This is a genomic window from Streptomyces spiralis, from assembly GCF_014654675.1.
In the GTDB taxonomy this organism is placed as follows: domain Bacteria; phylum Actinomycetota; class Actinomycetes; order Streptomycetales; family Streptomycetaceae; genus Streptomyces; species Streptomyces spiralis.
This window is the reverse complement of the sequence record NZ_BNBC01000009.1, coordinates 135,701-161,668: the sequence shown is the minus strand read 5'-3', so window position 1 is coordinate 161,668 and position 25,968 is coordinate 135,701. Positions and strand designations below refer to the sequence as shown.

20 protein-coding genes are annotated in these 25,968 nt (G+C 71.4%); 14 read left to right on the top strand and 6 right to left on the bottom strand.

From position 1 onward, the window contains the following. Nucleotides 1-11 precede the first annotated feature (11 nt). Nucleotides 12-377, top strand: coding sequence for an SsgA family sporulation/cell division regulator (locus tag IE318_RS12580; protein ID WP_189899686.1), 366 nt, complete (start codon nucleotides 12-14; stop codon nucleotides 375-377). Between the two features lie 15 nt (nucleotides 378-392). Here the strand turns inward: IE318_RS12580 and IE318_RS12575 are convergent, their stop codons facing one another. The 3 genes from IE318_RS12575 to IE318_RS12565 all read right to left on the bottom strand — a co-directional run bounded on the left by IE318_RS12575 (nucleotide 393) and on the right by IE318_RS12565 (nucleotide 6,091). Beyond that, complete coding sequence (locus IE318_RS12575; protein WP_189899684.1) at nucleotides 393-2,066, bottom strand: penicillin-binding transpeptidase domain-containing protein; 1,674 nt, start codon at nucleotides 2,064-2,066, stop codon at nucleotides 393-395. A 167-nt stretch (nucleotides 2,067-2,233) separates the two neighbouring features. Further along, the gene (locus tag IE318_RS12570; RefSeq protein ID WP_189899681.1) at nucleotides 2,234-3,871 is read right to left on the bottom strand and encodes a penicillin-binding transpeptidase domain-containing protein; all 1,638 of its coding nucleotides are present in this window, start codon (nucleotides 3,869-3,871) and stop codon (nucleotides 2,234-2,236) included. Between the two features lie 468 nt (nucleotides 3,872-4,339). Next, a complete protein-coding gene (locus IE318_RS12565) occupies nucleotides 4,340-6,091 on the bottom strand; it encodes a dolichyl-phosphate-mannose--protein mannosyltransferase (RefSeq protein ID WP_189899679.1) in 1,752 nt (583 codons plus the stop codon). 141 nt (nucleotides 6,092-6,232) lie between these two features. Here IE318_RS12565 and rsmI point away from each other — a divergent pair, with 141 nt between their 5' ends. The 6 genes from rsmI (at nucleotide 6,233) to IE318_RS12535 (ending at nucleotide 12,378) form a co-directional block, all read left to right on the top strand. Continuing rightward, on the top strand, nucleotides 6,233-7,078 hold the full coding sequence (gene rsmI / locus IE318_RS12560) for a 16S rRNA (cytidine(1402)-2'-O)-methyltransferase (RefSeq protein WP_189899671.1): 846 nt from the start codon (nucleotides 6,233-6,235) through the stop codon (nucleotides 7,076-7,078). Between the two features lie 264 nt (nucleotides 7,079-7,342). Continuing rightward, nucleotides 7,343-7,777 (top strand): hypothetical protein, encoded by a 435-nt coding sequence (locus tag IE318_RS12555; protein ID WP_189899669.1) that lies wholly within the window; start codon nucleotides 7,343-7,345, stop codon nucleotides 7,775-7,777. A 450-nt stretch (nucleotides 7,778-8,227) separates the two neighbouring features. Further along, nucleotides 8,228-9,106 carry a TatD family hydrolase gene (locus IE318_RS12550; RefSeq protein ID WP_189899667.1) on the top strand — a complete coding sequence of 293 codons (879 nt, stop codon included), beginning with the start codon at nucleotides 8,228-8,230 and terminating at the stop codon, nucleotides 9,104-9,106. A gap of 89 nt (nucleotides 9,107-9,195) precedes the next feature. Beyond that, a complete protein-coding gene (locus tag IE318_RS12545) occupies nucleotides 9,196-10,524 on the top strand; it encodes a resuscitation-promoting factor (RefSeq protein WP_444546215.1) in 1,329 nt (442 codons plus the stop codon). Nucleotides 10,525-10,615: 91 nt separating this feature from the next. Beyond that, complete coding sequence (gene rsmA / locus IE318_RS12540; RefSeq protein ID WP_030163964.1) at nucleotides 10,616-11,488, top strand: 16S rRNA (adenine(1518)-N(6)/adenine(1519)-N(6))-dimethyltransferase RsmA; 873 nt, start codon at nucleotides 10,616-10,618, stop codon at nucleotides 11,486-11,488. After that, nucleotides 11,485-12,378 carry a 4-(cytidine 5'-diphospho)-2-C-methyl-D-erythritol kinase gene (locus IE318_RS12535; protein WP_189899654.1) on the top strand — a complete coding sequence of 298 codons (894 nt, stop codon included), beginning with the start codon at nucleotides 11,485-11,487 and terminating at the stop codon, nucleotides 12,376-12,378. Before rsmA ends, IE318_RS12535 begins: the two co-directional genes overlap by 4 nt. 5 nt (nucleotides 12,379-12,383) lie before the next feature. Here the strand turns inward: IE318_RS12535 and IE318_RS12530 are convergent, their stop codons facing one another. After that, a complete protein-coding gene (locus IE318_RS12530; RefSeq protein ID WP_189899779.1) occupies nucleotides 12,384-12,977 on the bottom strand; it encodes a Uma2 family endonuclease in 594 nt (197 codons plus the stop codon). 157 nt (nucleotides 12,978-13,134) lie between these two features. On the opposite strand from IE318_RS12530, the gene IE318_RS12525 reads away from it, so the two are divergent. The 4 genes from IE318_RS12525 to IE318_RS12510 all read left to right on the top strand — a co-directional run bounded on the left by IE318_RS12525 (nucleotide 13,135) and on the right by IE318_RS12510 (nucleotide 20,170). Continuing rightward, complete coding sequence (locus IE318_RS12525; RefSeq protein WP_189899652.1) at nucleotides 13,135-14,946, top strand: ABC-F family ATP-binding cassette domain-containing protein; 1,812 nt, start codon at nucleotides 13,135-13,137, stop codon at nucleotides 14,944-14,946. Between the two features lie 275 nt (nucleotides 14,947-15,221). Next, nucleotides 15,222-17,141: an outer membrane protein assembly factor BamB family protein gene (locus IE318_RS12520; protein ID WP_189899650.1), complete on the top strand. Its 1,920-nt coding sequence runs from the start codon at nucleotides 15,222-15,224 to the stop codon at nucleotides 17,139-17,141. 79 nt (nucleotides 17,142-17,220) lie between these two features. Next, nucleotides 17,221-19,140: an outer membrane protein assembly factor BamB family protein gene (locus IE318_RS12515; RefSeq protein ID WP_189899648.1), complete on the top strand. Its 1,920-nt coding sequence runs from the start codon at nucleotides 17,221-17,223 to the stop codon at nucleotides 19,138-19,140. Between the two features lie 358 nt (nucleotides 19,141-19,498). Further along, complete coding sequence (locus IE318_RS12510) at nucleotides 19,499-20,170, top strand: helix-turn-helix transcriptional regulator (protein WP_030163976.1); 672 nt, start codon at nucleotides 19,499-19,501, stop codon at nucleotides 20,168-20,170. Nucleotides 20,171-20,329: 159 nt separating this feature from the next. On the opposite strand, the gene IE318_RS12505 is transcribed toward IE318_RS12510, so the two are convergent. Further along, nucleotides 20,330-20,680, bottom strand: coding sequence for a hypothetical protein (locus IE318_RS12505; RefSeq protein WP_189899646.1), 351 nt, complete (start codon nucleotides 20,678-20,680; stop codon nucleotides 20,330-20,332). Nucleotides 20,681-20,701: 21 nt separating this feature from the next. Then, nucleotides 20,702-22,393 (bottom strand): sodium:solute symporter family protein, encoded by a 1,692-nt coding sequence (locus IE318_RS12500; protein WP_030163980.1) that lies wholly within the window; start codon nucleotides 22,391-22,393, stop codon nucleotides 20,702-20,704. 214 nt (nucleotides 22,394-22,607) lie between these two features. Between IE318_RS12500 and galT the strand changes: the two genes are divergently transcribed. Genes galT through galK form a run of 3 tightly spaced genes read left to right on the top strand, consistent with a single transcriptional unit; the run spans nucleotide 22,608 to nucleotide 25,815 of the window. Continuing rightward, nucleotides 22,608-23,669, top strand: coding sequence for a galactose-1-phosphate uridylyltransferase (gene galT, locus IE318_RS12495; RefSeq protein ID WP_030163981.1), 1,062 nt, complete (start codon nucleotides 22,608-22,610; stop codon nucleotides 23,667-23,669). Continuing rightward, the gene (galE, locus tag IE318_RS12490) at nucleotides 23,666-24,634 is read left to right on the top strand and encodes a UDP-glucose 4-epimerase GalE (RefSeq protein WP_189899644.1); all 969 of its coding nucleotides are present in this window, start codon (nucleotides 23,666-23,668) and stop codon (nucleotides 24,632-24,634) included. Before galT ends, galE begins: the two co-directional genes overlap by 4 nt. After that, nucleotides 24,634-25,815: a galactokinase gene (galK, locus tag IE318_RS12485; RefSeq protein WP_229903483.1), complete on the top strand. Its 1,182-nt coding sequence runs from the start codon at nucleotides 24,634-24,636 to the stop codon at nucleotides 25,813-25,815. Before galE ends, galK begins: the two co-directional genes overlap by 1 nt. Nucleotides 25,816-25,968: the final 153 nt, after the last annotated feature.

Below are 25,968 nucleotides of genomic sequence, written 5' to 3'. Positions count from 1 at the left end.
GGGGCCGTCTGATGCCTGTAGTCGAACAGTACGCGCGAGCCCACATAGTCACCGATGACAACTCCGTGGACGAGCACGGCGCCGTCCCGGTCGCTCTGCGCTACGACCCGGAGAACGACCCGCACTCGGTGAGGATCGCGCTGCCCGGCCCGCACGAGTGGAGGTTCCCCCGGTCGCTGCTCGAACAGGGGCTGCGCGCCCCCGTCGGCAGCGGACCGGTGCGGGTGTGGCCCTGCGGCCGGGTGCAGGCCGTGGTCGAGTTCCACTCCGCGCAGGGCGTCTCGGTGGTGGAGTTCGAGACCAGGACGCTGCTGAGATTCCTGCGGCGCACCTACACGGCCGCCGCGGCGACCAGCAGGGCCATGGTCCACCACTGAACGGACCTCGCTCGCTCAGCCGCCCATCTTCAGCAGAGCCGCCACGATCGGCCCCGCGGTGTCGCCGCCGTGGCCGCCCGCCTGGACGACGCCCGCCGCCGCGAGATCACCACGGTAGGCGGTGAACCAGCCGTTCGGCATCTTCTGGCCGTCGACCTCGGCGGAGCCGGTTTTGGCGCCGACGTCGCCGCCGACCCCGGACATCGCCTTGGCCGCCGTGCCGTACGCCGCGGTGTACGCCATGACGTCCTTCAGCTGCGCCCGGGTCTTCGACGACATCGTGCGCGAGGCCTTCGCCAGCGTGCGATGGTCCACCGAGGGGTCCACCAGGTACGGCTGGTGGAAGACGCCCGCCTGCACCGTCGCCGACACCGACGCCATGTTCAGCGGGTTCATGCGCACCCCGCCCTGCCCGATCAGCGAGGCGCCCATCTGCGCGCCGCTCTGCACCGGGACGGCGCCGTCGAACGACGGCACGCCGATGGCCCAGTTGTTCAGGCCGAGGCCGTAGACCTGCTGGGCCTCCTTCGTCAGGTCGCTGTTGGACAGCTTCGGCGCGAAATCGATGAAGGCGTTGTTGCAGGAGGCCCCGAAGCTCAACTTGAAGCTGCCCTTCTTGATCTCGGAGTCGGCGTCGTTGTGGAACGTCCAGCCGGCGAGCTTGTACGTCTTGGGGCAGGGGTGCGAGGCGTCCGGGGTGACGAGCCCCTTCTCGAACAGCATCGTCGAGGTCACGATCTTCATCGTGGAGCCGGGCGCGAGGGAGCCCTGGAAGGCGGTGTTGAAGCCGTGGCCGGTGTTCGCCACGGCGAGGATCTCACCCGTCGACGGGCGCATCACGACCACCGACGCCCGCTTCTGCTCGGACACCTGCTCCTCGGCGGCGGCCTGGAGGCTGGGGCTCAGCGTCGTCTTCACCGTGCCCGGGGTGCCCTTGCTCAGCTCGGCCAGCGTCTTGTCGGGCAGCTCCGCCTTCTTCGACGCGGTGCCGCGCACCACACGCAGTTCGACGCCCGCCTTGCCGCCGGCCGTCTTGCCGTACTTGTCGCGCAGCCCGTCCAGCACCGTGCCCAGCGACGGGTACTTGGCGGCGGTCAGCTCGCCGCCGTTCCGGTCCAGGGCCTTGACCGGAGGGGTGCCGGACTCGCCGGTGACCAGCCTGTCGCCGTCCTTGAGGTCGGGGTGGACGACGGAGGCGTGCCAGTCGACCACCGGTGCGCCGTCGGTGGCGCGGCGCACGACGGTGAGCGCGCTGTCGTACGACAGCGGCTTGCTCAGGCCCTTGTACGACACCGTCGCCTTGACGTGGAAGGGGACCTTGCCGCCGCTGGGGGTGCCCTCGGTCAGCGTGACGTCCTTGAGGTACGCGTCCTTGGCGTAACCGATGAGCAGGGCGCCGGCCGCGGCGGAGTCGCTGGTCGTGGCCGCCGCCTCGGTCGGCCTGCCCTGCTGCCAGGCCGACAGGAAGCGCCCGGCCGTGGTCTGCACCTCGGCCGCCGACAGGGGGCCGGTGGGCACCTTCCGGTGGCCGCTCGCCGACGTGGTCCGGGTCTGGTCCTCGGCCGCGGCACCACCGCCGTACAGCGCGTACGCACCGACACCGGCGCCGACGGCGACCACGGCGATCACACTGCCGACCACGGCCGGACTCGTCTTCCGTCGCTCGGCGACGCGCCTTCTCTTCCCCACTGCCTTCCGTCCTTTGCGATCCCCAGGCCCCCGCCGCCCGCGCTGCTCTTGCCGTCTTCGGCGCACCCACGCACCCAACGACGGCACCTACCCTAGAGTCCCGCCCTGTGCGGGTGACTTCGGCCACCCGTCCGTAGCCAAGCTGCGACAAAGCCGGGCCGCCCGGCTCAGCCGCCCGCGCGCAGCACCGCCGCCACGATCGGGCCGGCCGCGTCACCGCCGTGGCCGCCCTCCTGGGTCATGGCGGCGGCCGCCACGTCGTTCCGGTACCCGGTGAACCAGCTGTTGGACTTCGCCTGCCCGTCGACCTCGGCGGAGCCGGTCTTCGCCCCGATGCTGCCGCTCAGCCCGGACATCGCGACGGCCGCGGTGCCGCTGGTGGCGGTGCGGTTCATCATCCGCCGCAGCTGGGCGACCGTGCTCGCCGAAAGGCCCCGGGCCGTGGCGAGTTCACGGTCGTCGAGCTTCGGGGAGACGAGGACCGGCTGACGGAACCGGCCCGTCATCGCGGTGGCCGTCACCGACGCCATGTTCAGCGGGCTCATCTGCACCTGGCCCTGCCCGATCATGTTGGCCGCCTGGTCCGGGCCGGTGACGGCGGGCACCGAGCCGTCGAAGGAGGGGATGCCGCTCTTCCAGTTGTCCCGGCCGAGACCGAAGCGGTCCTGGGCCTCCCTGGTCAGGGCGTCCGACCCGGCCCGGTGCGCGAGGTCGTCGGTGAGCTTGACGAAGGCCGTGTTGCAGGAGCGCGCGAAGCTGTCGGAGAGGGTGGCGTGCTCGTCGGCGGTGAGGCCCTTGAGGTTGTGGAAGGTCTGGCTCTGCCACACCGCATCCGGAGGGCAGGGGGCAGGCCCGTTGGCCGTGGTGACCCCGTTGTCGATGAGGGCGGCGGCACTGATGATCTTCATCGTGGAGCCGGGGGCGAGACGCCCCAGGAACGCCGCGTTGAAGGCGTCCTCGCGGTGGTTGGCCACCGCCAGCACCTCACCCGTGGACGCCTTCACGGCCACGACCGAGGACTCGGTGAACCGTTGCACGGCCTGCTCGGCCGCCGCCTGCGCGCTCGCGCTGAGCGTGGTGCGCAGCTTGCCCGCCCGGCCCTTGGCGAGGGTGACGATCGGGGTCTCGGCGGCATTGGTGTCGGCGTGACGGATGCTCAGCTCGATGGAGGGCGTACCGCCCGCCTGGTCGCCGTACTTCGCGCGCAGCTCGTCCAGGATCGGCCCGAGGGAGGGGTACTTCTCCTTCGTCAGCACGGCGCCGTTGCGGTCGACGGCCTCGATCGGCGGCGCGGCCGACGCGCCCGTGACCAGCGTGTCGCCCTTCTTCAGCTCGGGGTACACCAGAGCCGGCTGCCAGTCGACCAGCGGCCGGTGGGTGTTGGTGCCGCGCACGATGCTCAGGCTGCTGCGGTAGGCCAGCGGTTCGGACTTCCCGTCGTAGGAGACGGTCGCCTCGACCGAGAAGGGAACGGTGGTGCCGGTGGCCTGCTGGGGCGTGATCTTCACATCGGTGATGTGCGCGTCGCCGCCGTAGGACGTGAGCAGTTCCTGGGCCGCATCGGGGAAGTTCGTGTACGAGGCGGCCGTCGCCGCGTCGCCCTTCTCCCACGCGGTGAAGAACTTCGCCGACGCCTCCTTCACCTCGTCCCCGTCCAGGGGCCCGGTCTTCACGGGGGCGGCCCCACTCCCGGCGGTGGTGGTCCCGTTCAGCGCGGACACGAAGTTGTAACCCCCGTACACCGCGCCGCCCACCAGCACGACGCACACACCGCTGACTATGGCGGCCTTGGCCCCCTTGCGCATGAGAGCGCTCCCTCCCCGTTTCCTCCCCCGCACTGTAAGTGGCGTGCGGGGAAACTGTGAGGGCTGTTTCCGGATGTTGTCCTAAGAGAGATCAGCCCGCTGACTCACACCCAGGTGTCCAGCCACATCCGTGAACGCCAGGAGTCGATCGGGATGGCGGTGCCCGTGTAGAGGGGATCATCAGCCTCCAATGGCTGCCGGGCCGAGGCCTCGGGACGAGAGAGCGGGACGGCGGATCTTGACGTGTCGGGTAGGAGGCCCAAATTCCCCCAGGTGTCCCCCAGTAGCGGCAGAGGCAGAAAGAACCGCAGGCCATGCATGGCGGACGGAGCCCGCTGTAAATCTGCCGCGGTGCCCTGGCTGGGCCGTCCCCGGGCCGTCCGAGGGCGGCCAGCAGCGACGGCTGACGACCGACAACGACCGGGAGGGCGCGGCAATCGGCCGCGCCCTCCCAGCGTGTCTGCCCAGCTAGACCCACGTATCCAGCCACATCCGTGAACGCCAGGAGTCGATCGGGATGGCCGTGCCCGTGTAGAGCGGCCAGAAGTAGATGAAGTTCCAGGCGATCAGGAGGACCAGGACGCCCGCGCCGGTGGTGCCGATGACGCGGCGGGTGTCCGTGGAGCCGGGTGGGCCGATGATCGCGCCGATCAGCATGGTGACGGCCAGGCACAGGAACGGCACGAAGACGATCGTGTAGAAGAAGAAGATCGTCCGCTCCTGGTAGTTGAACCAGGGCAGCCAGCCGGCCGCGATGCCGCAGGCGATCGCGCCGGCCCGCCAGTCGCGGCGGAAGAACCAGCGCCACAGGACGTACACGAGCGCGGCGCAGGCCGCCCACCACAGCACCGGCGTGCCGAGCGCGAGGACCTCGCGGGCGCACTTGTCGCCGGCGTCGGACGGGCAGCCCGCCGTGCCGGGCGAGGGGGACTCGTAGAAGTACGACACCGGACGGGCGTCGACGATCCAGCTCCACGGGTTCGACTGGTACGTGTGCGGCGAGGACAGGCCGACGTTGAACTTGTAGACCTCGTGCTCGTAGTGCCACAGGCTGCGCCACCAGTCGGGCATCAGCCAGCTCCAGTGGCTGCGCCTGCCGTCGGTCGCCGCCCAGTTGCGGAAGTAGCCGCCGGTGCCGTCCGCCGGGGAGAGGATCCAGCCGGTCCACGACAGCAGGTAGGTGAGGAGCGCCACCGGCACCGTGGCCAGGAAGGCGAACCCCACGTCGTACTTGAGCACCGCCACGTACGGGTGGCGGGCACCGGCGACCTTGCGGGTGCCGACGTCCCACAGCACCGTCATCACACCGAAGGCGATGAGGAAGAACAGACCGTTCCACTTGGTGCCGATCGCCAGGCCCAGCAGCAGGCCCGCCAGCCAGCGCCAGGGGCGCCACATCATCCAGAAGGTGTCGGCCGTGTGGGCGTCGGGGCGCACCCGGCCGTCCGCGTCGGCCGGGAGCGCGGCGGCGAGTCTCGCGCGCGCCCGGTCCCGGTCGATGAGCAGACAGGCGAACGCGGCCAGCACGAAGAACATCAGCACGCCGTCGAGCAGCGAGGTGCGGCTCATCACGAAGGCCAGCCCGTCCACCGCCATCAGCGTGCCCGCCAGGCAGCCGAGGAAGGTGGAGCGGAACAGCCGGCGGCCGACCCGGCACAGGATCAGCACGGAGAGCGTGCCGAGCAGCGCCGTCATGAAGCGCCAGCCGAACGGGTTGAACCCGAACATCAGCTCGCCCAGGCCGATCACGTACTTGCCGACCGGCGGGTGCACCACGTACGCCGCGTCGGAGGGCAGCGTCACATGGCCGCCGGTGCTCAGGATCAGGTCGTTGGCGTTCTTGTCCCAGTTGACCTCGAAGCCGCGGTGGACGATCGCCCACGCGTCCTTGGCGTAGTACGTCTCGTCGAATATCACCGCCTTCGGGCTGCCCAGGTGCCAGAACCGCAGCACGCCCGCCAGCAGTGTGACCAGCAGCGGCCCGCCCCAGCCCGACCAGCGCTCGAGGCGGTCGGCGAGCGTGTGCGGCACCCCGAGGGCCGCCCACAGCCGCGTGCCCGGCCGGGTGTACGGCGGCACCAGCCGGTCGCGTACGTCACTGGCGGGGCCCGCCGGGGCCGCCGCGTAGCCGAAGCGGCGCAGCCGCCACTGCCACGACGGCCGCTGGTCGTGGGGGGCCAGGTCCTGCCGGGGGTCCGTGGAGGACGCGGTACTGGTCACCGCGCCATCGTAGGGAACGGCGCTGTGTGAGTCCCGTGCATGGGCGGTACCGGGGGGTATGCGTCTGCTTCCCGGCCCGTGAACGGCCTCGCGGCGACGCTCGGGGCGGGACGTACGCGGAGGCTTGAGAGGATGGGGGGTGTGAGTGGAACCCTAGTTTTGGCCGGCACCCCCATCGGCGACGTCCAGGACGCGCCGCCCCGGCTCGCCGAGGAACTGTCGGGCGCGGACGTGGTCGCCGCGGAGGACACCCGGCGGCTGCGCCGGCTCGCGCAGGCGCTCGGCGTGACACCGCGCGGGCGGATCGTGTCGTACTTCGAGGGCAACGAGTCCGCCCGGACGCCGGAGCTGGTCGAGGAGCTGCTCGGCGGAGCGCGGGTGCTGCTGGTGACGGACGCGGGCATGCCGTCGGTGTCGGACCCCGGCTACCGGCTGGTCGCGGCGGCCGTGGCCAAGGACGTGCGGGTGACCGCCGTGCCCGGGCCGTCCGCCGTGCTCACCGCGCTGGCGCTGTCCGGCCTGCCGGTCGACCGGTTCTGCTTCGAGGGGTTCCTGCCGCGCAAGGCGGGCGAGCGGCTCTCCCGGCTGCGGGAGGTCGCCGACGAGCGGCGCACCCTGGTCTACTTCGAGGCCCCGCACCGGCTCGACGACACCCTGGCGGCGATGGCCGAGGTGTTCGGCTCCGGGCGGCGGGCCGCCGTGTGCCGCGAGCTGACCAAGACCTACGAGGAGGTCAGGCGCGGCGGACTGGGCGAGCTGGCCGCGTGGGCCGCGGAGGGGGTGCGCGGCGAGATCACGGTGGTGGTCGAGGGGGCGCCGGAGAAGGGGCCGGAGGAGATCGGTCCCGAGGAGCTGGTGCGGCGGGTACGGGTCCGCGAGGAGGCCGGCGAGCGGCGCAAGGAGGCCATCGCGGCGGTCGCCGCGGAGGCCGGGGTGCCCAAGCGCGAGGTGTTCGACGCGGTGGTGGCGGCGAAGCACGCGGGTTGACGCGGGGAGGTCGCGCGCGGGTTGCGAGACGGCGCTCACACCCACTCTGAGCAGGGCGTATCTCGCATGAGCGCGCGCCCCATGCGGGGGCAAAGGGCCGTTTCGGGAAGGCAAAGCGACACCTGCCGTTCAGGGGAGCCTTGGGCAAGCGCGGTCCAAATCGGCTCCAACACTCGACAGGCCTGCTGCGCGGGCGCCGACTGAGGCGTCCACTGGAGGAAGGGACGGATCGGTCCCTTCGCCCAGCGGAAACGAGGAGCTGGCATGAGCGAGATCACAGGGCAGGCCGGCCACCGCGGCGCGGCTGCCGCCGTCGTCAACGAGTCGTACTCCTTCGCCTGCATGCGATGCGGGCACGGCTGGGAGCAGTCGTACGAGATAGAGCACCACACGGACGCCGACGGCAACGATTTCGTGCTGTACGTGGCTGACGGCCGGGTCGTGCCGTCGCCGCTGTCCAGGCCCAGCTGCCGCAACTGCGACGGCCACGTCGTGCGGATCATGCGGGCGGGCCGGGTGTCGTCGGCACAGAGCCACCTGCACGAACACGAGCACCGGCACCAGCGCCCGGCAGGTCCCGTGATGGACCCGGCACCCGAGTCCGCGCCCGGGGAGGAGACGGGGACCGGCCGACCGGAGCCCCATCACTGGCACCTGTCCGACCTGCTGCATCCGTTCCACCACCGCAAGGCGGGCTGACGGAACGGTCGGCGGGCTGACGGGCCGGCGCGGCGGACCGACCTCCGGCCGGTCTGCCGGTCGGCTTGCGGACGGACCTACGGCCGGCGGGGTGGCCTGCGGTCTGCCGGTCTGCCGGTCTGCCGGTCGGCGAGCGGTCGGTGGTCGGCCTGGGCTCGGCGGTGGGGCCGGCGGTCGGTGGATGGACCTGCGGTCGGCTCGGGGGCGGGCGTCGGGCTGACGGTCGGCTGGCCGGCCGCGCTGTGCGGACGGCTGGTCGACGGGCCGGCGGTCGGTGAGCGGCCGGCGGATGTTCTGCGGTCGGTGGTGGGCCTGTGCGCGGCTACCGGTCGGGCGATCGGTCTGCGGTCGGGCTGTGTGCGGCCGTCGGCCGGTCGGCTGGGCTGTGGTCGGCCGGTGGGGTGGCGTCGGTGGGTCCGGCAGGGCTTGTCCCTTTCGTAGGATCGGGGCATGTCTTCCGATGCCGACAAGAACGCGGCGCCCCCGCTTCCGGAACCCCTCCGGATACCGGTCGCCGACTCGCACACCCACCTCGACATGCAGTCCGGCACGGTCGAGGAAGGCCTGGCCAAGGCCGCGTCGGTGGGGGTGACCACGGTCGTCCAGGTCGGCTGCGACATCAACAGCTCGCGCTGGGCCGCCGACACGGCCGCCGCGTACGAGAGCGTCCACGCGACGGTCGCCCTCCACCCGAACGAGGCGCCGCGCATCGTCCACGGGGACCCCGACGGATGGTCCCGGCAGGGCGCCCGGAAGCCCGGTGGTGACGCCGCTCTCGACGAGGCACTCGCCGAGATCGACCGTCTTGCCGCGCTGCCGCAGGTCAGGGGCGTCGGCGAGACGGGACTGGACTACTTCCGCACCGGGCCCGAGGGCAAGGAGGCGCAGGAGAGGTCCTTCCGCGCCCACATCGAGATCGCCAAGCGGCACGGCAAGGCCCTCGTCATCCACGACCGCGAGGCCCACGCCGACGTCCTGCGCGTCCTGAAGGAGGAGGGCGCCCCCGAGCGGACGGTGTTCCACTGCTACTCCGGCGACGCCGAGATGGCCGAGATCTGCGCCCGCGCGGGCTGGTTCATGTCCTTCGCCGGCAACGTCACCTTCAAGAACGCCCAGAACCTGCGGGACGCCCTCGCCGTCGCCCCGCTGGAGCTGGTCCTGGTGGAGACCGACGCGCCCTTCCTCACCCCGGCGCCGTACCGGGGGCGGCCGAACGCGCCGTATCTGATCCCCGTCACGGTGCGCGCGATGGCCGCCGTGCGCGGCATCGACGAGGACGCGCTGGCGACGGCCCTCGCCGCGAACACCGCCCGCGCCTTCGCCTACTGACCGTCACGCTCCGACCGTCACCGTAAGCACCCTCCGTAGTCGCGCCGCTTTGGAGAGTGACGACCGCTCCGCTAGGTTCTGGGGCTCCGATCCGACCCCTCGGACCCAGCCCTGTGGAGTGTGTCTGCGTGAGCAGCCGGCCGTACGAGACGTACCGCCCGCCGTATGAGCCCTGCGGCCCGTCGTACGAGGCGTATGAGGCGTATGACGAGACCGCCGGGACCCGTGAGACCGGTGAGCCGGAGCCGTCGGTTCCCCGGCAGACGCGGCGCGGCGGGGCGCGCCGGGGCGCGCGGCGGCGCAGGGCGCGCTCCCCGGAGCGTCCGGAGACGGGCGTACGACGGCTGCTGCCGCAGGCGCTGGTCGTCGCCTGCCTGGCGGGCGGCACCACCGCGTTCGTCGCCCAGGACAAGGCGATCGAGCTGAGCGTCGACGGCCGGTCGCGCACCCTGCACACCTTCGCCGACGACGTCTCCGAACTGCTGGTCGAGCAGGGCGTGCGGCTCGGCGCCCACGACACGGTGGCACCCGCCCCCGGCGCGGCCCTCACCAGTGGCGACGAGGTCTCGGTCCGCCACGGTCACCCGGTCCGGCTCACCCTGGACGGACAGCGGCACGCGCTGTGGACGACGGCCCGCACCGTCGAGGGGGCGCTCAGGCAGTGGGGAGTGCGCGTGGAGGGCGCGTATCTGTCGGTCCCGGGCTCCCGGCCGATCGGACACGCCGGACTCACGCTCGACGTGCGCACCGAACGCTCGGTCACGATCATGGCCGACGGCCGCGCCCGCACCATCCGCACCAACGCCCCGACCGTCGGGCAGGCGGTGGAGGAGGCCGGAGTCACCCTGCGCGGCGAGGACACCACCTCCGTGCCGCCCGGCAGCTTCCCGCGCGACGGGCAGACCGTCACCGTGCTGCGCATCACCGGCATGCGCGAGGTGCGCGAGGAGCCCATCCCCTTCACCGTGCGCCGCACCGCCGATCCCACCCTGTTCCGGGGCACGGAGATCGTCGAACGGGCCGGCCGGCCGGGGGTGCTCCGGGTCACGTACACCCTGCGCACCGTCAACGGCGTACGGCAGCGGCCGCGGCGCGTGGAGTCGGAGGTGGTGCGCGCACCGCGCTCGCAGATCGTCAAGGTCGGCACACGGCCCCACCCGCCGTCGGTACGGGGCACCGACCACCTGAACTGGCAGGGTCTCGCGCAGTGCGAGTCCGGTGGCCGGCCGGACGCGGTGGACTCGTCCGGCACGTACGGGGGCCTGTACCAGCTCGACGAGGGCACCTGGCACAGCCTCGGCGGCCGGGGCCGCCCGCAGGACGCGTCGGCGGAGGAACAGACGTACCGCGCCAAGAAGCTGTACGTCCGGCGCGGGGCCGGCCCCTGGCCGCAGTGCGGGAACAGGCTGCACGGCTAGGGGGGTGTGACAGGCTGCACGGCTGGGGGGTGTCTCGTCGAGCAGGCCGGACCAGGACGAGACCTGGTCCGGACCCCCGTACCCTTGTGCCGTGAGCAGCCCCACCCCCGACGCCCTCCTGGGCCCCGCCGACGTCCGTGAGCTGGCGGCCGCCCTCGGCGTACGCCCCACCAAACAGCGCGGCCAGAACTTCGTGATCGACGCGAACACGGTCCGCCGCATCGTCCGCACCGCCGACGTGCACCCCGAGGACGTGGTCGTCGAGGTCGGCCCGGGGCTCGGCTCGCTCACCCTGGCGCTGCTCCAGGCCGCCGACCGGGTGACCGCCGTCGAGATCGACGACGTGCTCGCCGCCGCGCTGCCCTCGACCGTCGCCGCCCGCATGCCCGACCGCGCCGACCGGTTCGCCCTGGTGCACTCCGACGCCATGCACGTCACCGAGCTGCCGGGCCCGGCCCCGACCGCCCTGGTGGCGAACCTGCCCTACAACGTCGCCGTCCCCGTGCTGCTGCACATGCTCGACACCTTCCCGAGCATCGAGCGCACCCTCGTGATGGTGCAGTCGGAGGTCGCCGACCGGCTCGCCGCCGCTCCCGGCTCCAAGGTGTACGGCGTGCCGTCCGTGAAGGCGAACTGGTACGCCGAGGTCAAGCGGGCCGGCGCGATCGGCCGCAACGTCTTCTGGCCCGCGCCGAACGTCGACAGCGGGCTGGTGTCGCTGGTGCGGCGCACCGAGCCGATCAAGACCACGGCCACCAAGGGCGAGGTGTTCGCCGTGGTCGACGCGGCCTTCGCCCAGCGCCGCAAGACCCTGCGGGCCGCGCTCGCCGGATGGGCCGGGTCGGCCGCGGCGGCCGAGGCGGCCCTGGTCGCGGCCGGGGTGTCGCCGCAGGCGCGCGGTGAATCGCTGACTGTGGAAGAGTTCGCGCGTATCGCAGAGCACAGGGAGTCCGACAACCAGTGAGCGTCACCGTCCGCGTCCCGGCCAAGGTCAACGTCCAGCTCGCCGTCGGCGCCGCCCGCCCGGACGGCTTCCACGACCTGGCGAACGTCTTCCTCGCGGTCGGCCTGTACGACGAGGTCACCGTCACGCCCGCGGACGAACTCCGCGTCACCTGCGAGGGCCCGGACGCCGCCCAGGTCCCCCTGGATCGCACCAACCTCGCCGCCCGCGCGGCCGTCGCGCTCGCCGCGCGCCGGGGCATCGAGCCGGCCGTCCACATCCACATCGCCAAGGACATCCCGGTCGCCGGCGGCATGGCGGGCGGCAGCGCGGACGGCGCGGGGGCGCTGCTCGCCTGCAACACGCTGTGGGGTACGGGCGCCTCGCGCGCCGAACTCCTCGCCATCTGTGCCGAACTGGGCAGCGACGTGCCGTTCAGCCTGGTCGGCGGGGCGGCGCTCGGGACCGGGCGCGGCGAGCAGCTGACGGCCCTGGAGGTGGGCGGCACCTTCCACTGGGTGTTCGCGGTCGCCGACGGCGGGCTGTCCACGCCGGCGGTGTACGGCGAGTTCGACCGGCTCAACGAGGGGATCGAGGTCCCCGAACCGGTGGCCTCCGAGGACCTGCTGGCCGCGCTGGCGAAGGGGGACGCGACCGCGCTCGCCGCCGCGCTCTCCAACGACCTCCAGCCCGCGGCGCTGTCCCTGCGGCCGTCGCTGGCGGACACACTCGCGGCGGGGCGTGCGGCGGGCGCGCGGGCGGGGCTGGTGTCGGGGTCGGGGCCTACGACGGCGTTCCTGGTCCCTGACACGGAGACGGCCGCTTCGGTGGCGGGGGCGCTGCTCGCGTCGGGGACGTGCCGGACAGTGCGGACGGCGGAGAGCCCGGCGGTGGGGGCGGCGGTTCTCTGAGGAGCTCAGCCCTTGCCAATCGCGGTCAGGTCGATGTCGATGGGGTAGGGCTTGTCAACCTTGATCCGTTCGCGGTGTATGCCCATGTGTACGTAGGAGTTGCTGAGTGGTTCGAGCTCATAGACGTGAATGATGGGCCCGCCCGTGGTTCCGTCCTGCTCGACCCGCCAGAAGTTCGGGATGCCCGCGGCGGCGTACTTCTGCGGTTTGGTCGTACGGTCGCGGGATTCCGAGTCCGGGGACACGACCTCCACGGCGAGCAGTACGTCCTCGGCCTGAAACCTGGTCTGCTCCAGCCCGGTGACCGCGTCGGCCCGAACCACGCTGACGTCGGGTTCCGGGCCGTTGCGCTTGTCGAGGACGACGGTCATCTCCCGTTCGACACTGAACTCCGGGGCGAGCGAGCTGCAGAGCCCGTTGAACAGCAAGTTGATCACAAGGTAGTGGAAACGGCGCTGCGGACTCACGAACACCAGGCTCCCGTCGATCAGCTCGGTGTGCGGCGGGAGATCCGGCAGCGTGAACAGGTCGTCCACGGTGTAGCCGTCCTGCGGTGGCACCGGCCACTCGACTCGGTGCTTGACGGACTCGGCGGTCATGGTTCCTCCCATGGACGGGATCCTGCTGCCTGCCCTCCACGGTAGCGGCCGTTTCCCGATCACGTCATCACAAAGAGTGACCATCCCCTCGCGCGTCACCCCCCACCCCGAAGGCCCTACGCTTGAAGGCTGACCCGCCCCCCTGCACAGGAGTGAAATGGCCGTCAACCTGGTCAATGTCGAGAACGTCAGCAAGGTGTACGGCACGCGTGCCCTGCTCGACGGTGTGTCACTCGGCGTGTCCGAGGGGGACCGGATCGGGGTCGTCGGACGCAACGGCGACGGCAAGACCACGCTCATCCGGATGCTCGCCAAGCTGGAGGAGGCCGACTCCGGGCGGGTCACGCACTCCGGCGGGCTGCGGCTCGGGGTGCTCACGCAGCACGACTCCCTCGACCCCGAGGCGACCGTCCGGCACGAGGTCATCCGGGACATGGCCGACCACGAGTGGGCGGGCAACGCCAAGGTCAGGGACGTGCTGACGGGACTGTTCGGCGGGCTCGACCTGCCCGGCTTCCCCAAGGGGCTGGACACCGTCATCGGACCGTTGTCCGGTGGTGAGCGGCGGCGCATCGCGCTGGCCAAGCTGCTCATCGAGGAGCAGGACCTGATCGTCCTGGACGAGCCCACCAACCACCTCGACGTCGAGGGCATCGCCTGGCTCGCCGGGCACCTGCGCAGCCGGCGCTCGGCGCTGGTCTGCGTCACCCACGACCGGTGGTTCCTCGACCAGGTCTGCACCCGCATGTGGGACGTGCAGCGCGGCACGGTCCACGAGTACGACGGCGGCTACTCCGACTACGTCTTCGCGCGCGCCGAACGCGAGCGCATCGCCGCCTCCGAGGAGGCCAAGCGGCAGAACCTGGTCCGCAAGGAGCTGGCCTGGCTGCGGCGCGGCGCCCCCGCCCGTACGTCCAAGCCGCGCTTCCGCGTCGAGGCCGCCAACGAGCTGATCAAGGACGTGCCGCCGCCGCGGGACCGCAGCGAGCTGATGAAGTTCGCCTCCTCGCGGCTCGGCAAGACCGTCTTCGACCTGGAGGACGTGACCGTCCAGGCCGGGCCCAAGGTGCTGCTCAAGCACGTCACCTGGCAGCTCGGCCCCGGCGACCGCATCGGTCTCGTCGGCGTCAACGGCGCCGGCAAGACCTCCCTGCTGCGGGCCATGCAGCAGGCCGCCCGGACCGAGGGCGAGGCACAGCCCGCGGGCGGCCGGATCGCCGTCGGCAGGACGGTGAAGCTGGCGTACCTGTCCCAGGAGGTCGCCGAACTCGACCCCACCTGGCGGGTCCTGGAGGCCGTGCAGCAGGTGCGCGAGCGCGTGGATCTCGGCAAGGGGCGGGAGATGACCGCCGGCCAGCTGTGCGAGATGTTCGGCTTCAGCAAGGAGAAGCAGTGGACGCCGGTGGGCGACCTGTCCGGCGGTGAGCGGCGCCGGCTTCAGCTGCTGCGCCTGCTCATGGACGAGCCCAACGTCCTCTTCCTCGACGAGCCCACCAACGATCTCGACATCGAGACCCTCACCCAGCTGGAGGACCTCCTCGACGGCTGGCCCGGCTCGATGATCGTCATCTCCCACGACCGGTTCTTCGTCGAGCGCACCACCGACACGGTGCACGCCCTCCTCGGCGACGGCACGCTGCGCATGCTGCCGCGCGGCATCGACGAGTACCTTGAGCGGCGCCGGAGCATGGAGGAGTCGGTCGCCGCGCGCGCCGCCGCCACCGCCGCGCCCAAGCCGGCGACCACGGAGAAGAGCGCCGCCGAGCAGCGCGCCGCGAAGAAGGAACTCCAGAAGATCGAGCGGCAGTTGGACCGGATCTCCGAGAAGGAGACCACGTTGCACGCCCAGATCGCCGAGAACGCCACGGACTTCGCGAAGGTGGCCGAACTCGACGCCCGGCTGCGCGACCTGACGGGGGAGCGCGAGGAACTGGAGCTGCGCTGGCTCGAACTGGCCGAGGACGCCTAGGCGGTGAAGACCGGCGCGTGAAGACCGGCGCGTGAAGACCGGCGCGTGAAGACCGGCGCGTGCCCCGCGTGAAGGGGTCGTGAAGGCGCGTAACGGGGGCATCACGGGCCGGTTCTCCCTTGGGAACAGGGGCGGACGCGGCCCGGTGGCGTGTCGGTGCCGGGTGATAAGAAAGAGCGGCCGGAGAAGTGTCCGGCCTGTGTGAGTGCGACTCTGGGGCCTTCGCGAATCTCAGGGCGTGGCTAAAAATCAGTCGATGAGGGGGAAACGCGCTGATGACTCAGCCGCCCAACCAGCCGCCGCACGGCGGATTCGGACCACCGGAACCGCAGGACCCACGGCAGGCCACGCCCCCGCCTCCGGCGCAGCCGCCGCAGGACGCCCCGCAGACCCCGCCGCCTCCGGCGCAGCCGCCGTCCGGTCCGCCGCAGCCCCAGCCCGGCTACGGCTACCCGCAGCAGCCCGGCCCCTACGGCCGGCCCGGCCAGCCGGGGCCGACCGGACCGTACGCCCAGCCGGGCCCCTACGGCGCGCCCGCCGCACCCGGTGCCCCCGCACCCGGCACACCCGCGCCCGGCCCCTACGACCGGCCGCCGCAGCCAGGGCAGCAGCCAGGTCCGTACGGCTACCCGCAGCAGCCCGGTCCGTACGGTCAGCCGGGTCAGCCCGGCCCGTACGGGCAGCAGCCCGGTTACGGCTACCCGCAGGCCCAGTTCCCGGGCGCGCCCGGCACCCCGCCGCCCGGCGGCGGCTCCCGCAACCCGTTCAAGGGCAAGCCCGCCGTCCTGATCGGCGCCGCGGTGGCCGCGCTGCTCGTCGTCGGCGGCACCGTGTGGGCCGTCACCAGCGGCGACGACGGCGGCAAGAAGAAGCCGGTCGCGCAGAAGAGCGGCGACTCCAAGCCCTCGGGGTCGTCCGCGTCCGGCGATCCGGTCAACCCCGGCGACGGCAGCGGCGACGGCGGCGATGACCCGGAGGACCTCAACTCGGGCCGCAAGGACGGCGAGGCGAAGGTGCTCTGGTACAAGGAGGCGCCCGACGCGCCCGGTTCCGGCGCCGACGCCCCCGGCATGTGGATCACCGACAAGGCGGCGGTGAAGGCGGCGTACAAGCAGGTCCTGGCCTACAACGTCGGCGACGGCAAGCCCACGTGGGCGCCGATCACCTTCCCGCAGAAGATCTGCGCGGTGACCCCGCAGAAGTCTGCCGACGACAAGGTCGTCGTGGCCTACGAGAGCGGCTCCAGCGACCGCGCCACCTGCAACCAGCTCCAGCAGATCGACCTGAACACCGGCAAGAAGGGCTGGAGCACCAAGGTCTCCGACGGCGAGCTGTTCGACAGCACGATCACCATCGAGCTGACCGTCACCGGCAAGACGCTGATGGTGGGCCGCTCGCAGTCGGGGGTCGCCTACGACATCGACAGCGGCCGCAAGCTCTACGACAAGAAGCGGTACGGCGAGGCCTGCTTCCCGGGCGCGTTCGCGGGCGGCACCCGGCTGATCGCGGTCTCGTCCTGCGGTGCGGGCAGCTCCAACGAGCACGACGAGGTGCAGGAGCTCGACCCGGCCACCGGCAAGGTCAAGTGGACCAGGAAGATCCCCAAGGGCTGGACGGTCCAGCGGGCCTTCTCCGTCGACCCCGTCGTGCTGTACTCGACCGACGAGAACAAGAAGCACTACAACATCTCGACCCTGAACAACGACGGATCCGTCCGCTCCCAGGTCGACTCCAAGGCCTCCTTCGACCCGCAGTGCGGCTGGGCCATCCTGGAGCGCGACCTCCAGGGCTGCCGGGCCGTCGCCTCCGACGCCACCACGCTCTACCTGCCCACGCAGGCCACCACCGGCGCCAACGAGGTCGTGGCCGTCAACCTCGCCACCGGCAAGGAGAAGTGGCGGGTGAAGTCCCCGCAGGACACCTCGATGCTGCCGATCAGGGTGGAGAACGGGAATCTCGTCGCGTACGTCGAGCCGTCGTACGACGCGGGCGGCCAGGTCGTGTCCGTGTCGGCCACCGGGTCGGCCCACACCATCACCAAGCTGCTGCAGAACCCGCAGAGCACCGCGGAGATCGAGAACGGCTTCTTCTCCCGGGACGTCGACTGGGTCGACGGACGCTTCTACATCTCCACCACCCGGCTGAGCGGCAACGACGAGTCGAGGGAGAAGCTGATGCTCGCCTTCGGCAAGTGAGGCGAGGCCGGCCGCCCGAGCGCGGCCGGCGCCGTTGCGTACCGCTCCCGACCCCGTCCCGTTCATCCGAGGTACCGTCATGACCCAGCCGCCTCCCCCGCCGCCCAACCAGCCGCCGCAGCAGGGTGGTTACGGCCAGCCGCAGGACCAGCGGCCCGCGCAGCCGCCGCAGCAGCCGGCCCCGGGCTACGGCTACCCGCAGGCACCCCAGCCGCCCCAGGGCGCCCCGCAGACCCCGCCGCCTCCGGCGCAGCCGCCGTCGGGTCCGCCGCAGCCCCAGCCCGGCTACGGCTACCCGCAGGCGCCCCAGCCCCCGCAGCCGCCGCAGCAGCCCGCGGGCTACGGCTACCCCGGCCGGCCGGCCACGCCCGCCCCTGCCCCCGCACCTGCGCCGAACCCGTACGCCCAGCAGCAGCCCAGTGGGTACGGCACCCCGCAGCCGGGCGCGTACGGCACTCCGCAGCCCGGTTACGGATACCCCGGCCAGCCGGGCCATCCGGGTCAGCAGGCCACCGTGCCGGCGCAGGCGCAGGCGGGCCTGCCGGGCGGCGACAGGGAGAAGAAGAAGCAGCTGCTGATCATCGTCGCGGCCGTCGTCGCGATCGCGCTGATCGTCGGCGGCGGCGTCCTGTACGCGAGCTCGTCCGGCGACAGCGGCGGCAAGAAGGACACCGCCGGCACCAGCGGCGGCACCGGAGGCAAGGGCGGCGACAAGGGCGGCAGCGGCGGCACGCCGACCCGCGGCGACGAGAAGGCGCCGGCCGACACCAACGCCAAGGTGCTCTTCCAGGTGCCGATGCCGAAGGTGGACGACACCACCACCGTCTCCGGCTCCTGGCTCACCGACAAGGTGTACGCCAAGAGCGGCGTCGCCGAGATCGTCGGCTACGACCCCGGCAAGGGCACCAAGCTGTGGACGATCAAGCTGCCCGGCCCGGTGTGCCAGGTCACCCGCCACGTCACGTCGGACCACAAGACGGTGATCGCCTACGAGCCCGCCATGCCGACCAAGGACAAGCGCTACCACGGCTGTTCCCAGGTCTCGGCGATCGACCTCGACGCCGGAACGAAGCTGTGGTCGCGGACGGTCAAGTCCGGCGACCAGTCGATCAACCTCGACAACGTCACCATCGGCGGGGGCACGGTCGCCCTGGGCAGCACCAGCGGCGGTGCCGCCTTCGACCTCGCCACCGGGAAGGCCCTGTGGACGCCGAAGCCGGGCGACACCTGCTACGACGCCGGCTACGGCGGCGGCGACAAGCTGGTGGCCGTGCGCAAGTGCGGTGACTACGACAACCCGCAGCTGCACATCCAGAACATCGACCCGAAGTCCGGGAAGGTGATCTCCGAGTACAAGATGGCGACGGGCGTCGAGTACGCGAGCGTGGTGTCGACGGACCCGCTGGTGGTCGCGGCGGACATCGGCGACTCCGCCAAGGGCCGCGGCATCTCCGACATCTTCAGCATCGACAACAAGACGGGCGCCCTGCGCAACAAGATCTCGGTGCCCGCCGACCGGTTCGCCGCCAAGTGCGACGGGATCACCAGGATCGAGGGCTGCTCCGGCATCGTGATCGGCAACGACCGGGCCTACCTGGCCACCGCCGAACACGACGGCAGCTCGGGCAGCTTCCGCGACACCAACGAGGTCGTCGCCTTCGACCTCGGCAGCGGCAAGCAGACCGGCCAGCGCGCCGACGCGGGAGAGGGCTACACCATCACTCCGCTGCGCATGGACGGCGGCAACATCATCGCGTACAAGGAGCCGCCCTACGACAAGGGCGGTCAGATCGTGAGCATCGACGGCGCCTCGTTCAAGGAGACCAAGCTCCTGGAGAACCCGTCGGACAAGGCGGTCCGTGACGCGGAGACCAGCTTCTCGACGGACTACGCCGAGATCCTCTTCCACAACGGGCACCTGTTCATGTCCCAGGTCTACGCCTCGGACTTCTCCAGCTCGAGCGAACGCTATCTGGCCATCGCCTTCGGCACGTCCTGACGGCGAGACAGCCTGACGGTGAGACGGCCTGACGACGTGCCGGCGTGACGGCGTGAGGGCGACGAGAACGGCCCCGTCCCCGATCCGGGGGCGGGGCCGTCGCCGTACCCGCTCGTCACCTTTCGCGCCCCGTCGTCACCCGCGCGCGCTCCCGCACGTCACCGTCGTGTGCGCGGTGGGCCAAAAAGTCCGCCGATCCGGGGTGCTTCTCGCCGGTAGGGGCAGCGCGACGTCGAACTAGCGTGTAGCTTCCGGGGGCATGCGGGGCGGGACTGCCGGGGGGCTTCCCGCCCGTTCGAGCCCGTCGGAGCATGGACGGCCCGATTGGGCATCCGTTGGGGGACTGGGGGGTTGCTCGATGGGAGTGCGGCTCATGGTGGTCGACGACCACCGACTGCTCGCCGAGGCACTGGCCTCGGCGCTGAAGCTGCGGGGGCACCGCGTGCTGGCCGCCGCGGCGCCGGCCGCGGGCGCGGCGGACCTGGTGATCAGCCGCGCGCCGGAGGTGTGCCTGCTGGGCACGGCGGCACCGGCCGAGCCGGGGGCCTTCGACCCGGTGGTGAAGATCAAGCGGGAACGTCCGCAGGTGGCGGTGGTCGTCCTCGGCCCCGTCCCCTCCCCGCGCGGCATCGCGGCGGCCTTCGCCGCGGGCGCCTCCGGGTACGTACGGCACGACGAGCGCATAGAGGGTGTGGAGCGCGCGATCATGAAGGCGCGCGCGGGGGAGGCGGCGGTGGCCCCGCAGCTGTTGCAGGGTGCCTTCGGCGAGCTGCTGAACCCGGTCGCCCAGCCGGACGACGAGGGCCAGCGCCTGCTGCGGATGCTCACCCCGCGGGAGGTGGAGGTCCTGGTCCGGGTCGCCGAGGGCGAGGACACCCGGCTGATCGCGGCCGGCATGGGCATCGCCCCCAGCACCGCCCGCACCCACGTCCAACGCGTCCTGATGAAACTGGGCGTCGGCTCCCGCCTCGAAGCAGCGGCCCTGGCCGCCCGCACGGGCCTACTGGACCGCGCGGGCAAGCCCACATAGCTGAGGGAACCCGCATAGCTGCGGGCAGTCGTGCCTCCCTCAGTGCCTCAACCCCTGGGAGGTACCCCCAGGGCGGCACGGGTGGGCGCAGCGGCCCCCCGCACGCGCGGGCGAGCGCACCACCGGGAGCCCCCGGCAGACCGCGCCCACCCAGCTACATCACTCGCCCATGGGCTCCTCCGCCGACGGCACGGACGGCGCGGCCGGCCGCAGCTTCAGCCACACCAGGAAGAACACCCCCAGCACCAGCATCCCGATACCGGTCCACAGGTTGATGTTCACCCCCTGCGCCTTGTCGATCGCCGCCTGCGAGTCCGTGATCCCGGTGACCGTCACGATGATCCCGTACAGCACGAACAACCCACCGATGATCCGCCGCAGATCGAAGATCCGCGCGGCGGTCGCGGACTTGCCCTCCAGCTCGGTGACTTCCCGCTGCACATCCTGCTCGGAGTACCCGGAGGGCTCGGAGTGCCCGGAGCGGCGTGCGGAGTTCTCGGAGTCTGACATGGTCTTCCAATCCTCCCGCGATCAGAACGAGAACGGGATGTAGCAGAGGGCGGCGAGGACGACGGCGCCCCACCCGAGCAGCGCGGGCCTGCGGTACCAGGCCTCGTCGCCGGGCGCGGCCGGCTCGGCCATGCCCGGCGAGCGGGTGCCGTAGACCAGGCCCCGCAGTTCCTCCTGCGGCCGCGGCTTGGTGAACAGCGACACCGCCACCATGACCACCGCGCCGGCGACGAACCCGGCGATCGCGGAGACGAAGTTGGCGCCCTGGTCGGTGGGGATGTCGATGATGCCCTGCTTGTAGAGGACGAAGTAGTTCACCATCGCCGCGGTCGTGCCGGCGAGCAGCCCCCAGAAGCCGGACTTCTTCGACGCGCGCTTCCAGAACATGCCGACGATGAACACCACGAACATCGGCACGTTGAAGAAGGAGAACAGCGTCTGCAGGTAGCTCATGATGTTCGAGAACGACGACGCCAGGAACGCCGTGCCGATCGAGGCGAGCACGCCGATCGCGGTGATCAGCCGCCCGAACCGCACGTAGTAGGCGTCCTCGCGGTCCTTGACGACGTACTTGGCCCAGATGTCGGTGGTGAACACGGTGTTGAACGACGAGACGTTCGCCGCCATGCCGGCCATGAAGGCGGCGAGCAGACCGGTCACCGCGATGCCGAGCACGCCGTTGGGCAGCAGCTCCTGCATCAGGTACGGGATGGCGTCGTTGTACTGCAGCCCGGAGCCGGAGGTGCCGATCTTCGGCACCAGGGCGGCGGCGACCAGGCCCGGGATCATCACCAGGAAGACGATGAAGATCTTCGGGAACGCGGCGATCAGCGGGGTGCGCTGGGCGGCGGAGAGGTTCTTCGCGGACAGCGCGCGCTGCACCTCGGCGAAGTTGGTCGTCCAGTAGCCGAAGGACAGCACGAAGCCGAGGCCGAGGACGATGGTGAGCCAGTTGGCGCCGAGCGGGTTGGCGTGGCCGATCCCGGTGCCGCCCCAGGCGGTGGTGAAGTTCTCGCCGTGGGTGGCGGTGAGCTTGTGGGTCAGTCCGTCCCAGCCGCCCACCTTCTTCAGGCTGAGCACCACGATCGGGATGAGGGCCGCGAGGATCACGAAGAACTGCAGCACCTCGTTGTAGATCGCGGAGGACAGACCGCCGAGGGTGATGTAGGCGAGGACGAAGAAGCCGGCGACGACGATCGCCACCCACTGCGGCCAGCCCAGCAGTGCCTCCACGACGATCGCGAGGGCGTACAGGTTCACGCCGGCGATCAGGATCGCGGCGAAGGCGAACAGGATCGAACTGAGCAGATGTGCGCCCCGGTCGAAGCGCAGCAGCAGGAACTCGGGCACCGAGCGCACTTTGCTGCCGTAGTAGAAGGGCATCATCACCAGGCCGAGGAAGACCATGGCCGGGATGGCGCCGATCCAGTACCAGTGCACGGTGTACGCGCCGTACTGGGCGCTGTTGGCGGCCATGCCGAGGATCTCGGTGGCGGCCAGGTTGGCGGAGATGAACGCCAGACCGGTGATCCACGCGGGCAGGGAGCGGCCGGAGAGGAAGAAGTCGAGGCTGGTCTTGACCGAGCGGCGCGCCGCGAAGCCGATGCCGAGGACGACCACGAAGTAGATGCCGAGGATCGTGTAGTCCAGGCCGTTGGTGGGGAGTCGTAGCTCCGCCGCCAGGTAGGCGGGTGCGTATGTGGGGGTTTGCATAAGAACTCGCTTCGTTGCGCGAACTGATCCAGCGGGGAACCTACGCCTTCGCGTTCAGAAATTGAACACTTTTGTTGGTGGTCTTTGTTTGATTGTGATGTAGAAGGTTGACCAAGGGTTGACGCCACAGGGGTGGTGGGTTGTGATGTGTTATGTTTGATTGTGTTGGGTGATGGAGTGCGGAGCGGACCTGGATCCGGTAGGGAGTCCGACAGTGAAGAAGACCTCGACCCGACTGGCCGACGGTCGTGAGCTCATCTACTACGACCTGCGGGACGACACCGTGCGCGACGCGGTCGACCGCCGCCCCCTGGAGCGGACCGTCACCACCTCCGAGATCCGCCGGGACGAGCTGCTCGGTGACGCGGTGGCCGTGGCCTCCCACCGTCAGGGCCGCACCTATCACCCGCCGGCCGACGAGTGCCCCCTGTGCCCCACCCAGGGCGAGCGCCTGACCGAGATCCCGGACTCCGCGTACGACGTGGTGGTGTTCGAGAACCGCTTCCCGTCGCTGGCCGGCGACTCCGGCCGCTGCGAGGTCGTCTGCTTCACCTCCGACCACGACTCCTCCTTCGCCGACCTGACCGAGGAGCAGGCGCGACTGGTGCTGGACGCCTGGACCGACCGTACGTCTGAACTGTCGCATCTGCCCTCCGTAGAGCAGGTGTTCTGCTTCGAGAACCGGGGCGCCGAGATCGGCGTGACGCTGGGACACCCGCACGGCCAGATCTACGCCTACCCCTTCACCACCCCGCGCACCGCGCTGATGCTCCGGTCGCTGGCCGCCCACAAGGACGCGACCGGCGGGGAGAACCTCTTCGACGCCGTTCTGGCCCGGGAGCTCGCCGACGAGCGGATCGTTCTGGAGAGCGACCACTGGGTGGCCTTCGTGCCGTACGCCGCGCACTGGCCCTACGAGGTCCACCTCTACCCCCGGCGCCGCGTCCCGGACCTGCTCGCCCTGGACGAGCCGACCCGCTCGGAGTTCCCCCAGGTCTATCTGGAATTGTTGAGGCGCTTCGACCGGCTGTTCGGCGAAGGTGAGCCTCCGACGCCCTACATCGCGGCCTGGCACCAGGCCCCGTTCGGCGCGCTGGAGGAGTTCGAGGGGGTCGTCCGCGAGGACTTCGCCCTCCACCTCGAGCTTTTCACCATCCGCCGCACTTCCGGCAAGCTGAAGTTCCTTGCGGGCTCCGAGTCCGGCATGAGCGTCTTCATCAACGACGTGCCCCCGGAGCGCGCGGCCGAGCGACTGCGAGAGGTAGCGAGTTCATGAGCGGGAAGTACCTGGTGACGGGCGGCGCGGGTTACGTCGGGAGCGTGGTGGCCCAGCACCTGCTGGCGGCCGGGCACGAGGTCGTCGTGCTCGACAACCTCTCGACGGGCTTCCGCGAGGGCGTGCCCGCGGGCGCCGTCTTCATCGAGGGCGACATCCGCGACGCCGCCAAGTGGCTGGACTCCTCCTTCGACGCCGTGCTGCACTTCGCGGCGTTCTCGCAGGTCGGCGAGTCGGTGGTGAAGCCGGAGAAGTACTGGGACAACAATGTCGGCGGCACCATGGCCCTGCTCGGCGCCATGCGCGAGGCCGGCGTGAAGAAGCTGGTCTTCTCCTCCACGGCGGCGACCTACGGCGAGCCGGAGCAGGTCCCGATCGTCGAGTCCGCCCCGACGAAGCCCACCAACCCCTACGGCGCCTCCAAGCTCGCCGTCGACCACATGATCACCGGCGAGGCGGCGGCCCACGGCCTGGGCGCGGTCTCGCTGCGCTACTTCAACGTGGCCGGCGCCTACGGCGCGTACGGCGAGCGCCACAACCCCGAGTCGCACCTGATCCCGCTGGTCCTCCAGGTCGCCCAGGGCCGCCGCGACGCCATCTCGATCTACGGCGACGACTACGCCACCCCCGACGGCACCTGCGTCCGCGACTACATCCACGTGGCGGACCTGGCCGAGGCCCACCTGCTGGCCGTGAAGGCCGCCGTCCCGGGCGAGCACCTGATCTGCAACCTCGGCAACGGCAACGGCTTCTCCGTCCGCGAGGTGATCGAGACGGTCCGGCAGGTCACCGGCCACCCGATCCCGGAGGTCGTGGCCCCGCGCCGGGCCGGCGACCCGGCGGTCCTGGTCGCCTCGGCCGCCACCGCCCGCGAGAAGCTCGGCTGGAACCCGTCCCGCGCGGACCTCGCGGGAATCGTCGCGGACGCCTGGGAGTTCGCGCAGCACATCGCGAGGGAGCAGTAGTGGCGGCGGAAGAGACGGAAGAGACCCGGCGGGCCCGGGAGACCAGAGAGGCCTTCACGGCTCTCTACGGCACCGAACCGGACGGAGTCTGGGCGGCGCCGGGCCGCGTCAACCTGATCGGTGAGCACACCGACTACAACGACGGCTTCGTGATGCCCTTCGCGCTGCCGCACGTCACGATCGCCGCGGTGGCGCGGCGCGAGGACGGCGTGCTGCGCCTGCACTCGGCGGACGTGCCCGGCGGCCCGGTCGAGCTGCGCGTCGACGAGCTGGCGCCCGGGTCCGACAAGGACTGGACGGCGTACCCGGCGGGCGTGGTCTGGGCCCTGCGGGAGGCCGGCCACGCGGTGACGGGCGCGGACGTGCACCTGACGTCGACGGTCCCCTCCGGCGCGGGCCTGTCCTCCTCGGCGGCGCTGGAGGTCGTGGTCGCCCTCGCCCTGAACGACCTCTGCGCCCTGGGTCTGAAGGGATGGCAGCTGGCCCGTCTGTGCCAGCGCGCCGAGAACGTCTATGTCGGCGCACCGACCGGCATCATGGACCAGACGGCCTCGGCCTGCTGCGAGGCCGGGCACGCCCTGTTCCTCGACACCCGCGACCTGTCCCAGCGCCAGATTCCGTTCGACCTGGCCGGTCGGGGCCTGCGCCTGCTGGTGGTGGACACCCAGGTCAAGCACGCCCACAGCGGCGGCGAGTACGGCAAGCGCCGCGCCGGCTGCGAGAAGGGCGCGGCCCTGCTGGGCGTGGACGCCCTGCGGGACGTCCCCTACGACGGCCTGGCCGCGGCCCTGGAACAGCTCGGCGACGAGGAGGAGGTCCGGCGCCTGGTCCGCCACGTCGTCACCGAGAACCAGCGCGTCGAACGGGTGGTGTCCCTCCTGGAGTCCGGCGACCCCCGGGCGATCGGCCCGGTCCTGACCGAGGGTCACGCCTCCCTGCGCGACGACTTCCGTATCTCCTGCCCGGAACTCGACCTGATCGTCGACACGGCCCTGAGCGCGGGCGCACTGGGAGCGCGGATGACGGGCGGCGGCTTCGGCGGCTCGGCGATCGTCCTCACGGAGGAGGCCGACGTCCCGGCCCTCACCAAGGCCATCGAGGAGGCCTTCGCGAGCGCCGGCTTCACTTCCCCCCGAGTCTTCGAGGCTGTCCCCTCGGCGGGAGCCCGACGACTGTCCTGACCTCCGCAGTCCACGTGGCGGCGCCGACCAGAACCCGGCGCCGCCACGTGGAACCACCTCACGAAGTGCCGGGCGTCATCAGGCACTTGGCAAGTCCTCCCTGCGACGCCTCCAAGGGCTGTCCGGTCATCGCCGAGATGACAGCGACCCCGG

What these genes read in the sequence shown, in the direction of transcription:
- IE318_RS12555 (WP_189899669.1), top strand. Translation starts at nt 7,343, where the DNA reads ATGAGCGAGATCACAGGGCAGGCCGGCCACCGCGGCGCGGCTGCCGCC.
- IE318_RS12530 (WP_189899779.1), bottom strand. Translation starts at nt 12,977, where the DNA reads ATGACCGCCGAGTCCGTCAAGCACCGAGTCGAGTGGCCGGTGCCACCG.
- IE318_RS12520 (WP_189899650.1), top strand. Translation starts at nt 15,222, where the DNA reads ATGACTCAGCCGCCCAACCAGCCGCCGCACGGCGGATTCGGACCACCG.
- IE318_RS12525 (WP_189899652.1), top strand. Translation starts at nt 13,135, where the DNA reads ATGGCCGTCAACCTGGTCAATGTCGAGAACGTCAGCAAGGTGTACGGC.
- galE (WP_189899644.1), top strand. Translation starts at nt 23,666, where the DNA reads ATGAGCGGGAAGTACCTGGTGACGGGCGGCGCGGGTTACGTCGGGAGC.
- IE318_RS12510 (WP_030163976.1), top strand. Translation starts at nt 19,499, where the DNA reads ATGGGAGTGCGGCTCATGGTGGTCGACGACCACCGACTGCTCGCCGAG.
- IE318_RS12580 (WP_189899686.1), top strand. Translation starts at nt 12, where the DNA reads ATGCCTGTAGTCGAACAGTACGCGCGAGCCCACATAGTCACCGATGAC.
- IE318_RS12515 (WP_189899648.1), top strand. Translation starts at nt 17,221, where the DNA reads ATGACCCAGCCGCCTCCCCCGCCGCCCAACCAGCCGCCGCAGCAGGGT.
- IE318_RS12570 (WP_189899681.1), bottom strand. Translation starts at nt 3,871, where the DNA reads ATGCGCAAGGGGGCCAAGGCCGCCATAGTCAGCGGTGTGTGCGTCGTG.
- IE318_RS12500 (WP_030163980.1), bottom strand. Translation starts at nt 22,393, where the DNA reads ATGCAAACCCCCACATACGCACCCGCCTACCTGGCGGCGGAGCTACGA.
- IE318_RS12550 (WP_189899667.1), top strand. Translation starts at nt 8,228, where the DNA reads ATGTCTTCCGATGCCGACAAGAACGCGGCGCCCCCGCTTCCGGAACCC.
- IE318_RS12505 (WP_189899646.1), bottom strand. Translation starts at nt 20,680, where the DNA reads ATGTCAGACTCCGAGAACTCCGCACGCCGCTCCGGGCACTCCGAGCCC.